The organism is Pseudoalteromonas sp. MEBiC 03485, from assembly GCF_004195145.1.
Taxonomy (GTDB): Bacteria; Pseudomonadota; Gammaproteobacteria; order Enterobacterales; family Alteromonadaceae; genus Pseudoalteromonas; species Pseudoalteromonas apostichopi.
Genome location: NZ_SGBT01000001.1, coordinates 2,808,064 through 2,823,847, shown reverse-complemented (window position 1 = coordinate 2,823,847; position 15,784 = coordinate 2,808,064). Strand labels below are relative to the sequence as shown.

The 15,784-nt window shown below is 38.5% G+C and carries 11 protein-coding genes; 6 read left to right on the top strand and 5 right to left on the bottom strand.

From position 1 onward, the window contains the following. Positions 1-23 precede the first annotated feature (23 nt). A complete protein-coding gene (locus EVU92_RS12990) occupies positions 24-1,409 on the top strand; it encodes a M28 family metallopeptidase (RefSeq protein ID WP_130051579.1) in 1,386 nt (461 codons plus the stop codon). Here EVU92_RS12990 and EVU92_RS12985 read toward each other — a convergent pair whose 3' ends face one another. Beyond that, positions 1,410-3,566: an ATP-binding protein gene (locus tag EVU92_RS12985; RefSeq protein WP_168990020.1), complete on the bottom strand. Its 2,157-nt coding sequence runs from the start codon at positions 3,564-3,566 to the stop codon at positions 1,410-1,412. A gap of 223 nt (positions 3,567-3,789) precedes the next feature. On the opposite strand from EVU92_RS12985, the gene EVU92_RS12980 reads away from it, so the two are divergent. From EVU92_RS12980 to gdhA, 3 genes are all read left to right on the top strand, one after another. Beyond that, a complete protein-coding gene (locus tag EVU92_RS12980) occupies positions 3,790-5,976 on the top strand; it encodes an LruC domain-containing protein (RefSeq protein ID WP_130051577.1) in 2,187 nt (728 codons plus the stop codon). Between the two features lie 2 nt (positions 5,977-5,978). Further along, the gene (locus tag EVU92_RS12975) at positions 5,979-6,452 is read left to right on the top strand and encodes a hypothetical protein (protein WP_130051576.1); all 474 of its coding nucleotides are present in this window, start codon (positions 5,979-5,981) and stop codon (positions 6,450-6,452) included. 81 nt (positions 6,453-6,533) lie between these two features. Continuing rightward, positions 6,534-7,886, top strand: coding sequence for an NADP-specific glutamate dehydrogenase (gene gdhA / locus EVU92_RS12970; RefSeq protein WP_130051575.1), 1,353 nt, complete (start codon positions 6,534-6,536; stop codon positions 7,884-7,886). A 257-nt stretch (positions 7,887-8,143) separates the two neighbouring features. Here gdhA and EVU92_RS12965 read toward each other — a convergent pair whose 3' ends face one another. The 4 genes from EVU92_RS12965 to EVU92_RS12950 all read right to left on the bottom strand — a co-directional run bounded on the left by EVU92_RS12965 (position 8,144) and on the right by EVU92_RS12950 (position 12,830). After that, positions 8,144-9,118, bottom strand: a complete 975-nt coding sequence (locus EVU92_RS12965) for a transposase (RefSeq protein WP_130051574.1) — start codon at positions 9,116-9,118, stop codon at positions 8,144-8,146. 249 nt (positions 9,119-9,367) lie between these two features. Beyond that, entirely contained in the window at positions 9,368-11,083 is a 1,716-nt protein-coding gene (locus tag EVU92_RS12960; RefSeq protein ID WP_130051573.1) for an AMP-binding protein, read from the bottom strand. A 222-nt stretch (positions 11,084-11,305) separates the two neighbouring features. Beyond that, on the bottom strand, positions 11,306-11,752 hold the full coding sequence (locus tag EVU92_RS12955) for a DUF3010 family protein (protein WP_130052294.1): 447 nt from the start codon (positions 11,750-11,752) through the stop codon (positions 11,306-11,308). 64 nt (positions 11,753-11,816) lie between these two features. Next, positions 11,817-12,830 (bottom strand): endonuclease/exonuclease/phosphatase family protein, encoded by a 1,014-nt coding sequence (locus EVU92_RS12950; protein ID WP_130051572.1) that lies wholly within the window; start codon positions 12,828-12,830, stop codon positions 11,817-11,819. A 249-nt stretch (positions 12,831-13,079) separates the two neighbouring features. Here EVU92_RS12950 and thrS point away from each other — a divergent pair, with 249 nt between their 5' ends. Then, positions 13,080-14,990 (top strand): threonine--tRNA ligase, encoded by a 1,911-nt coding sequence (thrS, locus tag EVU92_RS12945; protein ID WP_130051571.1) that lies wholly within the window; start codon positions 13,080-13,082, stop codon positions 14,988-14,990. 57 nt (positions 14,991-15,047) lie between these two features. After that, complete coding sequence (infC, locus tag EVU92_RS12940; RefSeq protein ID WP_130051570.1) at positions 15,048-15,611, top strand: translation initiation factor IF-3; 564 nt, start codon at positions 15,048-15,050, stop codon at positions 15,609-15,611. Positions 15,612-15,784: the final 173 nt, after the last annotated feature.

The window sequence follows — 15,784 nt, the reverse complement described above, 5'->3', positions numbered from 1 at the left end:
TGATTCATTGAAGGAGTGAAACTATGTTTAAGCGTAAAATAATAACAAATAGTGCTTTTTTTAGCTCATCACTGTTATTGGTAGCGGCGGCTCATGCCACAACACCTCAATATAAAGAACAACAAGCTTTGCATGAAATTGCAAGTGCCGTTTCTAAAACACGTATAGAGCAAGATATTCAAACGCTGGTTGACTTTGGCACTCGCCATACTCTCTCTGAGACGAAATCAGATACGCGTGGTATTGGTGCTGCAAGACGTTGGATCAAGTCTGAGTTTGAGGCGATTTCTAAAGCTTGTGGTAACTGCCTAGAAATCATTGAAGTAAAAGACACTATTTCCGGTGAAAAGCGTATTCCAAACCCGGTTGAAGTTGTCAATATTGTGGCTATTCAGCGCGGTCAAGTTGATGCTAATCGCATGGTTATGATGTCGGGTGATATTGATTCGAGAGCCTCTGATGTAATGGACTATACCTCAGATGCGCCAGGGGCTAACGATAATGCATCTGGTGTGGCTGGCGTGCTGGAATCGGCGCGAGTTTTATCAAAGTATAAATTTAATGGCTCAATTGTTTATGCAGCTTTATCTGGTGAAGAGCAAGGCTTGTTTGGCGGCAAAATTTTAGCTAAATACGCTCAAGATCATAATTGGCGTGTTCATGGTGTTTTAAACAACGACATGATTGGTAACTCAACGGGCATTAATGGGGTAACAGATAACACAACTGCACGTATCTTCTCTGAAGGTACTCGCGTTATAGAAACAAAAGAGCAAGCCCATAAACGCCGTTTTACGGGGGGTGAAGTTGACTCTGCAAGTCGTAACCTTGCGCGTTACATAGATACAATCGCAGACCGCTACATTGAGAATCTGGATACCATGTTGATATATCGACTCGATCGTTTTGGTCGAGGAGGGCATCATCGTCCATTTAATGATGTTGGCTTTGCGGCTGTGCGTATTATGGAAACCAACGAAAACTACAACCAACAGCATCAAGACTTACGTACAGAAAATGGTATTACCTATGGTGACACCATTGACCATGTTGATTTTGCCTATGCAGCGAAATTAACTTCACTAAATGCGGTGACTATGGCTTCAATAGCGTGGGCTCCAGCACCGCCAACGGGCGTTAGTATTTCAGGTGCTGTAAAGCCAAGTACAACCTTAGCGTGGGATGAAAGTGATGATCCAACGGTGGTTAGTTATAAAATCTATTGGCGTTATACCAGCGAACCACAATGGCAATTTAGCCGTGATGTTGGCAAAGTAACAGAAGCAACACTGAAAAATGTCGTGATAGATAACTACTATTTTGGTGTTGCTGCTGTGAACAAAGATGGTATTGAATCACCGGTTGTATTTCCTGGTGATGTTGGCGCATTCGAATGGCCAAACAAATAACTAAATAGGAATAGCTAAGTCATAGCGAACACCACCCAGTTCGCTATGAGCTGCCATAATACGCCAGTTATGGGCTTCGACAATTTGTTTTACAATCGCAAGCCCAATTCCTGAACCTGATTGTTTCACTGTTTTTAAGTCTGGCACTCTATAAAGATGGTCAAAAATCTTTGCTAAACTCTCGTCGCTGACGCCAGGGGCTGAATCTTCATAGCAGATTAATAACCGTGTTTGATTTTGGCTAATCGTAAAATTAATTTTCCCAGGCTGCTGCGTGTACTTAATCGAATTACTGATTAAGTTTGCAAATAATTGTGAAAGCCTTGTTGCATCACATTCTAGTGTTAATTCATCCGTTATATTTTGTGTGAACCCAACTTCAAACTTATCAAGTTGAATAATCATATCTGCGTGTAAGCTTTGGAAATACTCTGCAGCATTAATTTTTGTTAGTTTGAGCTGAAAACTATTTTGTTCAAGTAGTGATATTTTATTTAAATCACTGACTAAAGTAGCCATGTCGGTGATTTTTTGGTTGAGCTTTTCGTAAGTGAGCTCATTAAATTGAGTTAGGCCTGCTTGAAGGGTTTCAAGGTGTAAGCGTAAACCCGTTAGTGGACCACTTAGCTCGTGAGCAACTTGTGATAATAACTTACTACGTTGACTAATTTGTTTATCTAGATAATTTCGACGCTGTTCAATGAGTTGTTTTCTCTGTCTCACTCTTAATAATGCGATGCCCATTACAGCTAAAAGCAAGCTAAATATTAAAATACTATATAGGATAGTTTGGCGCTGAGAGGCAATAGCTTGGCTTTTTTCATTATCTTGGAGCTTTAAATCTTGAATAGCCAAGTCGCGGTCACGCATAGCAATGGAGTTTTGCAGCTCAGCTAAACGTTGATTGTAGTTGTTACGGGCAAAACCTTTTTCAAGCTCAGTAATCGTTTTTTGATATAAAAATGCCTGTTGATAATCTGTTTGTTTTTCTGCCACTGTTGTCAGATGCTCAAGGGCAATGATTTGTTTTTGTAGTTTATTCTTGGTTTTACTTAATTGGTAGGCTTGCTCTGCATAATGTTTAGCTTGTTTAAGTTCAGTAGAGCCAATATATAGTTTTGCTAATGTGAGTAACACATCTATATATAAGTGATCGTCATGTTTTAGCTCAGTGATCACTTGTTCTTCAATTGCTAATGCTTGTTCTAGGTTATCCATTTTTAGCAAATTTATAGCAATATTATGGTTTGCCCAAGCAGTATTTCGAGTGCTGTTATAACTCGCAAACACCTGTTGTGCTTGTTTAGCGTAATCCAGTGCTGAAGTATAGTTTTTTAGCCCATATTCACATTGTGATAGCTTAACAAGGCTATGTCCGATATCAGAAAGAGCTCCAGTTTGCTTATCAAAATATAAGGCTGTGTTAAATTCGCCTTTTGCTTTTTCGAATTGTTCTAAATCTAAATAACTTTGCGCAATTGAATAACTTATACCAGCTTGCAGTGAAATAGACGGCGACATTTTCTGAATTACTTCTCGACGTTTTAATTTATATTCGAGAGCAAGGGTCAAACGATCTAACTGTTCAAGGTTACGAGAGTAACCTTGGTATAGTATCTCTTTTTGTTTTAATGTTAATTCGCGTTTATCGTTGTGAATGTACGTCTCTAAAAGGGTTAAGGCTGCTTGGTACTTTCCAGAATTATGATAAGCACTAACAAGGCTCGCCACGGCATCAATCTCATAATCAGTAAATTGCAAACGCTGAAAAAGGGCAACATTTTGTTGAGACAGTTGAATAGCGGTCTCTAAGTCATTTTGTCTGTATGCCAATCGCGCTTTAGCTAGATACAACTCGCTATAAATAGGGGAGTCGTTTTTATATTGGGGCATGGATTCAAGTTCATCAAAAATAGTTTGCGCTTGTTGAAACTTTCCTAAGTGTATATAAACGTGTATCAATCTAACATTAAAGCTTATTTGCTCTGCAAGGCTGGCAGTTTCGATAAGGTGCTTATCAATACTTATTAAATACTCATAACGTTTTTGATAGTCGCTGATTGTAATGGCTTCATCAATGTTGCTTTGCAGCGTTGATGCAAAAGCACTGCTGAGGTATAAGATACAAAACAGAAGGTAAGAGGTTTTAAGTTTCATAGTGCGGTTTATTATAAATTTATTCCGCATTAGTTTAGCATGCCATTCTTTTAAGTGGGGATGATTCGCTTATGTGACCAAAAAGAGTTGCATTTTGCAATTATCCTTCTCGCATCTTGCAAGTAATTTGGATTGCTCGTTCATAAGGTATTGTTATAAAGCTATTTATTTTTTGGAATAGTTGCTGCTTTAAATAATTACACATCCACAGGAGAGTGTCATTATGAAAAGTAACATACCCGCTTATCTACTATTCGCACTTGCAACGGGCTTCGTAAGTGCAGCACCATTTCAGCAGTGCCCAAGTAAAGCATTTTTGATTCAGGGAAAACCCGCGCAAATGTTTGGCGTTGACCTAGTATCTGCTAAATCTACAGTGCTAGCTGCAACACTCAATTTTACTTCAGAAGCTAACAACGAAAGTGTCAATGCGGTTGGCTTTAATTATAAAGACCAATATATGTATGGCTTTAGTAAACAATCCCCGAAAAGTGTTGTGCGAATTGGTGACGAATACATATTAGAGCGGTTAAATGTAAATGGACTACCAGACACCAACTTTTATGTTGGTGATATTCAGGTAAATAGTGAAACTAATCAGGCTATTTATTATCTATATCACCCAAAATTTGGCTTGTTTGGAATAGATTTAACAGAACCATCTGATGCGTATCAAGCAGAATTAGTAGCGGACTCAGCTAATTGGGGTTTAGCTATTTATGATTTTGCGTTTCATCCTCATAGCAATCTTTTATATGCGGTTGAGTCAAATGGCGACTTATATGAGATAGATTTAGATAATAAGACACCCACTTTTGTCGCAAACCTCGACATAGCCGGCGATACCGGTGCAAATGGTGCCAGTTATTTTGATGTACAAGGCCAGTTTTATTTTAGTAATAACCGCAGTGGTAAAATCCATAAAGTAGATTTAGGTAAAAGCCCTGTAGATGGTTATACACCGACCGCTTCAGTATTTACTTTGGGGCCTACTTCAAACCAAAATGATGGTGCACGCTGCGCTATCGCAGAAGTAAAAGTAACTGATAATTCAATAGACTTTGGCGATGCACCCATGCCATATAAAACAGTACTTGCTGATAGCGGTGCCCGTCATTTGTTTGACCCTAATGAAGACCAATCAAATTTGGTTTATCTAGGCGCATATGTTGATGGTGAAAATATCAACATAGAAGCCGATTTACAGGCATCTCCGGTCGATAGCTCTGATGATGGCGTTAAGTTTGTAACTGATTTCGTTGCTGGCTCTACTAGTCAGGTAATAGTAACAGCCCCTAATGATAATGGTTATTTATATGCTTGGTTTGATTGGGATCAAAACTTCCAGTTTGACTCTGATGAAATTACAGTGAGTAAATATCGCTTAAATCAAGGTGATAACAGTGTACTAGTCGATGTACCTAGTGATGCTGTAATGGGGGCTACATGGGCTCGTTTTCGTGTGACCGATGGCAGTGAGTTGAGCCCAATTACAGCCAGTGGTGGGGTAACAGGTGGCGAGGTAGAAGATTATCCAGTAACAACATATGGTAGCTTGGTATACCCAAGTGAAAATGGCTGGGTAACCCTTGCTTATGAAGATCAATGGCCATTTGCCGGTGATTATGATTTTAATGATTTAGTTGTTAATTATCGTACAAAGTTAATAGAGAAAGATGGCCAAGCGCTTGGTTATAAGATTGAAGGAGAATTAGTAGGAATAGGCGCAAGTTACCATAACGGTTTTGCTGTTAGATTAGCTCAGTCCTCAGGTGGAAGTTTAAAGCGAATATTACGAAACCAAGTAAATGAGAGCGAGATTAGTTTAATTATTAATAATGAAGTGCAGACACACACCGTGTTAGAAGAAGGTGTTGATGATGCCATTCTCATTATAATGCCAGATACTTGGTCGTATGTAAGCAGTCAAAGCGGGTGCAGTTTCTTTCGTACTGAGAATGGTTGCTATACCAGTAGTAAAGTTGGTTTTACTTTGAGCGTTTCTTTAAATACCGGTGTTTCTTCAGTAAATGCACCGAAATACACTTTAGATCCTTTTATATTTGGAGCAGCTGGTTTCAGCCATGGGCAATTTTTAAGTGGAAAAGACCCAAGAAGTTGGGAAGTTCATTTAAAAAAACAAGCACCGACAGAAAAGTTTGACCAAAGCTTTTTTAATTACCCTGAAAGTGATGATGCATCAAATAACCTATTTGGATATTACTTTCAATCACCTACCGGTTTACCTTGGGCTATTGAGGTTGGAGCTGAGTGGGCACATCCAAAAGAGAAAGTTGATATAACATTAGCTTACAGCGAATTCAAAATATTTGCAGAGTCATCTGGGCGTGAAAGCACACTTTGGTTTAATAGTGCAAAGCTGGCAAATGTTATTTTACGAGGAGAATAATCATGAAATATTATACTTTAATAACTTTTAGCCTAATGTTGTCAGCATGTGGTGGTGGCGAAAGCAACTCATCAATTAAGACTGAAAGTGCTATACAGACACCCACCACAAGTACAGCTACTGAAACAACTGGAACAGATATAAGTGAAGAAACAGAGACAATGGCGGACTTAATGATTGAACCGGAATTTGATTTAAGTAGCAAAATGGAACTAAGCGTAGATGTTGATTTAAACATGGGTGATAGCAGAGCGTATGTAAATATTTGTCTAAAAGGTGATGATAATAGAGCAGATTACAGCCAGTGCTTACTGCGTGCTCCATTAAAACAAAGCAAATTGTTATCTAGTGTGATGCTTGCAAACAATGCGATACAGCTGGTGGCTGAAGTGTGGTTTTATGACTCTCAAAATGAGCCTCTACGTTTTTATTGGCAGTATGATGATAGGCAACCATCCGTGTTTAGTATTCGCTAAAATAAGTGATCGATATTATGTTTTTTTAAGTTTAATTTTAAGAGACCGATTATTTTCAACAGCTTAAAATAGGATTTTGATATGCAATATATAGAAGAGGTACTGCAAACTGTAAAAGAGTCTAACCCAAACGAACAAGAGTTTTATCAAGCTGTTGAAGAAGTGTTGACATCAATTAGTCAGGTAGTTGAAGCTAATAGTGAATATCGAGAACATGCTATATTAGAGCGATTAGTTGAGCCTGAAAGACAGGTAGTTTTTAGGGTACCTTGGCTTGATGACAATGGCAAAGTCCACGTTAACCGTGGTTTTAGAATTGAATTTAGCTCGACCCTAGGTCCATATAAAGGTGGCTTGCGTTTCCATCCGAGTGTTAATCAAAGTGTGGTTAAATTTTTAGGCTTTGAGCAAGTTTTAAAGAATTCACTGACAGATTTACCTTTAGGAGGAGCCAAAGGTGGTGCTGACTTTGATCCAAAAGGTAAAAGTGATAATGAAATTATGCGTTTTTGCCAGTCATACATGACAGAGCTTTATCGTCACATTGGTGCAAATACAGATGTTCCTGCCGGTGATATTGGTGTTGGCACTAAAGAAATAGGTTACTTATTTGGTCAATACAAACGCATCACTAATCAATTTCAAGGTGTACTTACCGGAAAATCAGAAATTATGGGTGGTTCAGCTTTAAGAACAGAAGCAACTGGCTATGGTATCGTTTATTTCTTGAGTGCAATGCTAGATGCTAAAGGTGAGTCCTTAAGGGGGAAGAGGTGTTTAGTGTCTGGAGCTGGTAATGTTGCGCTATATCTGATGGAAAAACTCGATGAATATGATGCAATAATACTAAGTTGTAGCGATTCAAAAGGTACACTGTATTGCAAGGATGGGCTTGACGTGAAATTAGTTAAGCATTTAAAGAAAGAAAAAGGAGCTGAGCTTAGGGATTATTTGAACAAGCATAAAGATGCTGAATTTACGCCTGTTAATCAATACCCTAGTGAAGGTCATCAAGTATGGCAATATGAAGCCGACATTGCACTTCCGTGTGCAACACAAAATGAAATTACCGAAAAAGATGCTTTAACACTTGTAGAAAATAACTGTTTGATCGTGTGTGAGGGCGCAAACATGCCAACCACAGTCGATGCGCTTAAAGTATTTAAAAAGCACAATGTCTTTTTAGGACCAAGCAAAGCAGCAAATGCGGGCGGTGTTGCCACGAGCCAATTTGAGATGGCTCAAAATGCAAGTATGCAAAAATGGCGGCCGAAACAAGTTGATGAGAAGCTTCAGCAAGTTATGAAGTCAATTTTTGATACTATTTCATCGACAGCTAAACAGTATTCTAACGAATACGACCTTGTACTTGGTGCGAATATAGCGGGGTTTGAAAGAGTTGCAGATGCAATGTTAAAACAAGGTGTTGTGTAATGCTTCATAATTAAAAAATATTCTTTTTAGTAATATAAAATGAAATATAAAAAAGACACCCACTTTTACTTATGTAAAAAGTAGGTTGTCACAGCATTTGTTTGAGCACATTTTATATACAAATGATGTTTAGTTCTTTTTCACTATTTGAATTTAAGTATTAGTTATTAATTCTAGCTAAAATAAAATTCAGAACGTAGACATTTACGATTTATAAAAATAGAGAAATAAAAGTAGTGATTGTATAGTTTTAGAATTTAGCAAAACAAAGCTTGGCTATTAGCTATTGAGCTTCTTCGTTTTCTTTTCATGAGTATTGCATGAGCTGTAATTGCTTGCTCTTTACCAGCTACATTTTTAAATGAACGTGTAAATGAGGTCGTGAGTGAAAGCCAGTTGCTAGCACTTATATTTAACCTTTCTATAATTGGGGCCGCTTCATCAGGTATTTTACCTGGTTTATTATTTCGTATAGAGCGGCCAGTCCAATCAACGAGTTGTAGGTATGTTTTTAGGTCAAATGGCAGACCTTTAGGTGTACGTTTATGTTGCTCACCAGCAAAGCGCATGAGTGCTTTCGGTTGCTTACCTGTTTCAGATGATTGAATTCGCATTTTAATACTTGTGTAGTCGGACTTTTCTGGTAAATCAGCTGCTTTGGCTCTAATCGGGTTTAAGTCAACATAAGCAAGACAAGCAGCAAGCGCAGCTTCATCTAACAAAGCTTGTGATTTGAAACGGCCTTCCCAAAATCGCCCTTTGCAACCATCTTCTTTATTGGCCTTTCGAGCAATACCTTCATTAAGAACTCGCATAAACCAACTAATACTGCTTAGCCTTTCTCGATAAATATTAATTCGAGCATTTAAAGCTAGGAGCTCCGCCTGTGTAAGTAATTCACCACTTAAATACCGTTGACATAAAAAAGAGCTTTTAAACAACTTGTGCCATCTTATAAGAATAGCTTTATTATTTAATCGCTTAGATTTTTCTAAATTAACATGGAGTACCAAATGAGTGTGATTGCTCATAACAGCATAAGCACAAATATTAATACAAAATATATTGCCAAGCTGAAGTAATTTCGTTTCAACCCAATCGCGCCGGTGCTCATAAGAGCGACCAGTAAGTGGGTCTTTTCCACATAAATAAGCGCGGCGAACGCAACGTGAAATACAGTGGTAATAAGGTGTGTTTGAAAGGCTAATTAAGTTCTTCCGTGGTGTTGCCATGCTCTTCTCCTCCATGAGTTGAACATTTTAAGTTTAGTCATAATTTTGAGAAGTGAGAAATATTAAGTTGGGTGTCTTTTTTAAATTTATCTTTTTAAATTTATTCTTTAGAAATAGAGTTGAGTTTCCTCTTTAGAATTAAAATGGGTGTCTAAATATCTTTTCATAATTTAGGAGTCATAATAAATTAAAAAAGCTCAGGCGTTGCTGAGCTTGGCTGAAATTAGGTTGTATTTTGCAAGCAAATGATTACGAAAAAGCTTTTTCGCTGAGGAGTTCTTGCATTTGTTCGCGCATTTTGAATTTTTGTAGTTTACCAGTCACTGTCATTGGGTATTCTTCAACAAAGCGAATGTATTTTGGTACTTTGAAATAGGCAAGTTTGTCTTTTAAAAATTCGCGAATGGCATTTTCATCAAGCACTGCATCATCTTTGGGTTGTATCCAAGCGCAGACTTCTTCACCATATTTTTCATCGCTAATACCAAAAATTGCTGCATCTTGAATGCCGGGGTAGGTATACAGAACCTCTTCAATTTCTCTTGGGTATATGTTTTCGCCACCGCGGATAATCATGTCTTTGATACGACCAACTATTGCAACAAATCCATCTTTATCCATTACACCTAGATCACCAGAATGTAACCAGCCTTCTTTATCGATAGTTGCGTTAGTTTTTTCTTCGTCGTTCCAATAACAACGCATAATGCCTGCGCCACGGCTACATACTTCACCGGGTATACCTACTTTTTGTACGTCGCCTAATTCGTCGATGATTTTAACTTCAGTATGTGCTAATGCACGGCCTACCGTGGTCACTTGTTTTTCTAGCGGTGAATCGGTTTCAGTAACATTATTGATAGGGCTACATTCAGTTTGACCATAGCCAATTACCACTTCTGTCATATGCATCAAAGTATGAACTTTACGCATTACTTGTTCAGGACACGTAGAACCGGCCATAACACCTGTACGTAGGCTAGATAAATCGTAGTTTGCGAATTCTTTGAGTTCTAACTCGGCAATAAACATAGTCGGTACACCATGTAAACCAGTGCAACGTTCTTTTTCAACCACTTCAAGGGTTGTTTTAGGATCAAATGAATCACCAGGAAAAACCGCGGTGGCACCTTTACTTATACATACTAAATTACCAAGCACCATACCAAAGCAATGATAAAGGGGCACAGGTATACAAAGTTTATCCATATGAGTAAGTTTCATCGCTTGTGCCATTAAAAAACCATTATTCAAGATGTTTTTATGCGATAAAGTAGCTCCTTTTGGATTACCTGTGGTACCAGAAGTAAATTGAATATTGATATCTTGGTCACAATGCAAAGTGGCAGCAATTGCATCAAGCTCTAGCTTATGGGCATCTGTAGCGCGTTGCATAATATCGTTAAAACTAAACATCCCAGGTGCTGGCTCGTTACCAATTCGAATTATGTTTTTTAAATGTGGTAGAGCGCTTAAATTTAATTCACCAGGTTCTGAATTACTAAGCTCAGGCGCTAGTTCATTGAGCATGCTAATATAATTACTCGCTTTAAACTCACTTGCTGTGATAAGTGTTGAACATTCAACACTGTTCAGAGCGTATTTTAACTCGTTTGGTCGGTACGCAGGGTTAATGCATACCATTATTGCCCCAATCTTGGCTGTGGCAAATTGGGTTAAGCACCATTCAATATTATTAGGTGACCAAATGCCTACACGGTCACCAGGTTTAACACCGATAGCTAACAACCCCATGGCAAGCTGATTAATCTGATGTTGATATTGTTTATAAGTTAAACGGATCTGTTGATGATGAACCACTATAGCGGGGTGTTCTGGGTAATTGTCGACAATATTATCAAGATACTGCCCGATTGTTTTATCTATCAAAGGACTGTCTGTGCAACCTTTATAATAACTATGAGAAAGTGGAAGCGCATTACTTTGTGTGTTCTTTGTCTGCATTGTTATCTCCGTGTCCGGTTAATTTGTTGTCGTGGACTTGATGCAAAAGAATTGAAAAACATTGTGGGTGATTTTCAAAACATGCGTACCTAATTAACTAAACATAGATTGTCGACAAATAAAAGCTATATAAGACTAATGTACAGAGGGATTTTGAGATTACAGAAAAGTAAATGGAATCGTGGGTATAAAAAACGTGCCGAAGCACGTTTTATTGTTAGGTTATTGTTCGTCTTGCTTATATGTCTTACGCATTAGGTATACATAGGCACTGATAAAGGCATTTTCCTGGAACTTCTTAAGGCCTGTATCTTCGAAATCGATAGGTAAGGGGTTACGTTTTAGCTGCTCTTTAATTGTCGTTGCAGAAAAAATCTGTACATCCAATTCGTCAATCAGCTGAATAGCTGTTTCCATTTTAAAGCCTTTCGCGCTTCCGGCGAACTTACCTTTTGGCTGACGCTCTTTAATCGCAACAGAGTCAATTTGATAATCTTGCATTAGCTTTCTAAAATCAAACTGAAACTTACGCATAACCTCAGTGTCATTACCATTTGCTAAAGTAAAGCGTGTTTGTCTGATGTCACGGATATCAAATACATCATTGTCTTTGGTTAAAATACAAAGTAGTACGTCACTACCTGTGATTTCTACACCGCATGTTCTCATGGTCATTCTCTAAATAACTTAATTTGCGCAATTATAGCAAGTAACGTTATGAAAAACAGTTGCTTTAAAAATGAATTTTTATAGCAATAATACTGTGGTCACTGACACTGATATCTTCGATTAATTGTGTCGGTGAAATATGTTTGTCATAACTTTCATAGTCGAGCGTTTTAACCTTAGAAACTTGGCAATCAGGGTTAAAATGTGCTGAGGCGAGAATGTAATCAAGCACATTACCTTTCCCTTGGTAATAATGGCTGAAGGGTTTTGATTTATTCTCATTAAAACAGCGGCTAAACTCAAAGCTGTCTGTTAAACCAACAACGGGTTCGTTATGTTCTATGCAGGGTTCACAACGAGTTGGGTGAAAACCTTGAGTCATAAATGACAATGTCGGACTGGTAAGTACATCATTAAAATCACCCATAACTAATGTTGCACACTGTTTTTCTCGCTGGGTTTTAAGGGCGTCATAATAAACAATCGATGCTTCTAGTGATCGTGAAATTTGTGATTGCATGGTGCCGACTGTCTGGTGTAGCAAATGCAAAAGTGGATCTTCAAGGTTATGTATATTAAGTATGTGCGCCATAGACTGCACTCGTTGTGATTTAAAATGAACCACATAAAAGCAAACTTCACCAAATTCAGGAAGGTCAATTAAACACTTAATAGGTGTGCGATTAAATTTGAACTCGTTTTGATTATTTAAATACTCAAGTAATTCGGGGCAAGGTGCTAGTGCCTCAACTGATTTAAATGGGTATTTACTTGCAATTGCAACCACAGGGTTGAACAATACTTGCGGGTACAACGCATCATGAGATGGGTTATCGACTGTTTTAAAGTAGTCATAGCCAGCTTCTTTACATTGAACTTCTAAGGCATGTTGACTAAACACTTCTTGAAATGCCACCACATCCGGGCTTGATTCACTCAAAAAATTAGCAACAAACAATTGTTTTTGTTGCCACTGAGTTTTGTTATACCGCTCATGCAATTGATAAAACGAGTAGGGGGGCGCGGTATAATTTAATAAGTTAAACGTTGCAAACTTGAAAGAACGCGAGTTTGACATCTTGATTACCTTAAAAGTATTAACTCATTAAGTATGAAATGAGTTAACTAATTGTCAATTTAGTCTTCTAATTACTTGTATTTGAGTACGTGAGCGGCGACAATGGTCGCTTGTATTTGCGAAGACTCAGTAAATACGAGCTTAATTAGCAATGCTTATTCGTAAAAGCGTTGCAGAGTTACTTAAAATTAATTTTAAAATATTACATGTGATGCATTGTAGGCATCACCACTGTATTAAGGATGTATAATGCCAGTTATTACCCTCCCTGACGGCAGTCAGCGTAGTTTTGAAAACCCAGTAAGCACATATGACGTAGCAAGCGATATCGGTCCCGGACTTGCCAAAGCAACCATTGCCGGTCGAGTTAATGGTAGCCGTGTTGATGCATGTGACTTAATCACCGACGATGCGCGATTAGAAATTATCACAGCAAAAGATGATGATGGTTTAGAGATCATCCGTCACTCGTGTGCGCACCTTATTGGTCATGCGGTTAAGCAGCTTTTCCCTGAAGCAAAAATGGCAATCGGTCCGACCATCGATAATGGTTTTTATTACGATATCGATATGGAACATTCTTTAAGCCAAGATGATTTAGATGCTATCGAAAAGCGTATGCTTGAGCTTGCAAAAACAAACTACGACGTTGTTAAAAAGACCGTAAGCTGGCAAGAAGCACGCGATACTTTTGAAGCGCGTGGTGAAACATATAAGATGGAAATCTTAGACGAGAACATCGCAAAAGATGACCGTCCGGGTTTATACCATCACGAAGAATACATCGACATGTGTCGTGGTCCACACGTACCAAATATGAAATTCTGCCAACACTTTAAAATTATGAAAGTGGCAGGTGCTTATTGGCGTGGTGATTCAGAAAACAAAATGCTGCAGCGTATCTACGGCACAGCATGGGCAGATAAAAAGCAACTTAAAGCATATTTAAAACGCTTAGAAGAAGCTGAAAAGCGTGACCACCGTCGTATTGGTAAAGCACTTGATTTATGGCACTGGCAAGAAGAAGCTCCAGGTATGGTGTTTTGGCACAATGATGGCTGGAGTATTTACCGTGAACTAGAAGACTTCGTTCGTGAAAAGCTACGTGAGTACGATTACGAAGAAGTAAAAGGCCCGTTAATGATGGACCGTGGTTTATGGGAAAAATCAGGTCATTGGGACAAATACGCAGATGCGATGTTCACAACTGAATCTGAAAAGCGTGAGTATGCAATCAAACCTATGAACTGCCCAGGTCACGTACAAATCTTTAATCAAGGTTTAAAATCATACCGTGATTTACCATTACGTATGGCTGAGTTTGGTTGTTGTCACCGTAACGAACCATCAGGAGCACTTCATGGCTTAATGCGTGTGCGAGGATTTACACAAGATGATGCGCATATCTTCTGTACAGAAGAGCAAATCATGGATGAAGTTTCTGCATGTATTAAAATGGTTTATGACACATACGAAACGTTTGGCTTTGAGAAGATTGTTGTAAAACTTTCTACTCGTCCAGAAAAGCGTATCGGTGAAGACGAAATGTGGGATAAAGCAGAGCTTGCGCTTGCTGAAGCACTTAAAGCAAACGACATTGAGTTTGATTACCTACCAGGTGAAGGTGCATTCTACGGTCCTAAGATTGAGTTTACACTTTATGACTGTTTAGATCGTGCTTGGCAATGTGGTACAGTGCAGCTAGACTTTGCATTACCGGGTCGTTTAGGTGCAACTTATGTTGCAGAAAACAATGAACGTCGTACACCTGTAATGATCCACCGTGCTATTTTAGGTTCAATTGAGCGTTTCATCGGTATTTTAACTGAAGAATATGCTGGATTGTTCCCAACATGGCTTGCTCCTAAGCAAGTAGTGATCATGAATATCACGGATAAACAAGCTGATTATGTGCAAGAAATTGTACAAAAATTAAATAAACTTGGAATTAGAGCCGCTGCTGACTTGAGAAATGAGAAGATTGGCTTTAAAATCCGTGAACATACGTTAAAGCGTATTCCTTACTTACTTGTTGTTGGCGATAAAGAAGTTGAACAGCAAGAGGTGGCAGTACGTACTCGCACAGGTGAAGACCTAGGCAAATTTAGTGTTGATGATTTTATCGCTAAAGTAAGCGAAGAAATTAAAAATCGACAATAAATCATGAGCGTGTAGGGCATAACAAACAGCCAACTACACGCTTTTTATTTTATATTCTTGGAGGATCGTACCATTAGAGGCGGCAAGAAAGGGCAACAAACAGCTCAAAAAAATCGTATCAACGAAGATATTACAGCTAAAGAAGTTCGTTTAATTGGCATTGACGGTGAACAAGCTGGCATCGTGTCATTAAAAGAAGCACAAGCTATGGCTGATGATGCGGGTGTAGATCTTGTAGAAATCAGTCCTAATGCTGAGCCACCTGTTTGTAAGGTTATGGACTACGGTAAGTTCATCTTTGAAAAAAGCAAAGAACTAAAAGAACAAAAGAAAAAGCAAAAGCAGATCCAGGTTAAAGAAATCAAATTCCGTCCGGGTACGGATGAAGGTGATTACCAGGTTAAGCTTCGCAACTTACGCAAGTTCTTAGAAGCGGGTGACAAAGCTAAAATTACTATCCGTTTCCGTGGTCGTGAAATGGCTCACCAAGAAATTGGTATTGAATTATTAAACCGTGTTAAAGCTGATTTGGAAGATGTTGCACAAGTAGAGTCTTTCCCAAATCGTGTTGAAGGTCGCCAGATGGTTATGATGATGGCGCCTGTTGCTAAAAAGCAATAAACGCGGTATATTACGCACCGATTTTATTTCAGGTCTGCAAGTAACAGTTTTCTGTTCACCTGAAATAACCGGTTTAAGTAAGGTTGCACTGCTTTTGTAGTGAACCTTCACCGGACTATGGCAGTAAGTTAGGCCTTTAAAGAAGAGCTATTTTATATCTCTCGCCTGCTTGC